Annotated in this window: 1 pseudogene; it reads right to left on the bottom strand. The window is 63.8% G+C overall.

The features are described 5' to 3' along the window. A pseudogene (locus IE226_RS43755) lies at window positions 1–627 on the bottom strand (IS3-like element IS6110/IS987 family transposase); the annotation flags it as partial.

Raw genomic sequence — 627 nt, 5'->3', positions numbered from 1 at the left:
TGGATGCCTGCCTCGGCGAGCCGCTCGCTGAACCGGATCGATGTGTACTGAGATCCCCTATCCGTATGGTGGATAACGTCTTTCAGGTCGAGTACGCCTTCTTGTTGGCGGGTCCAGATGGCTTGCTCGATCGCGTCGAGGACCATGGAGGTGGCCATCGTGGAAGCGACCCGCCAGCCCAGGATCCTGCGAGCGTAGGCGTCGGTGACAAAGGCCACGTAGGCGAACCCTGCCCAGGTCGACACATAGGTGAGGTCTGCTACCCACAGCCGGTTAGGTGCTGGTGGTCCGAAGCGGCGCTGGACGAGATCGGCGGGACGGGCTGTGGCCGGATCAGCGATCGTGGTCCTGCGGGCTTTGCCGCGGGTGGTCCCGGACAGGCCGAGTTTGGTCATCAGCCGTTCGACGGTGCATCTGGCCACCTCGATGCCCTCACGGTTCAGGGTTAGCCACACTTTGCGGGCACCGTAAACACCGTAGTTGGCGGCGTGGACGCGGCTGATGTGCTCCTTGAGTTCGCCATCGCGCAGCTCGCGGCGGCTGGGCTCCCGGTTGATGTGGTCGTAGTAGGTCGATGGGGCGATCGGCACACCCAGCTCGGTCAGCTGTGTGCAGATCGACTCGACA

Source organism: Streptomyces longisporoflavus (assembly GCF_014649775.1).
GTDB lineage: Bacteria > Actinomycetota > Actinomycetes > Streptomycetales > Streptomycetaceae > Streptomyces > Streptomyces longisporoflavus.
Note: the sequence above shows the minus strand (reverse complement) of the source record. Positions and strands in the feature narration are given on the sequence as shown.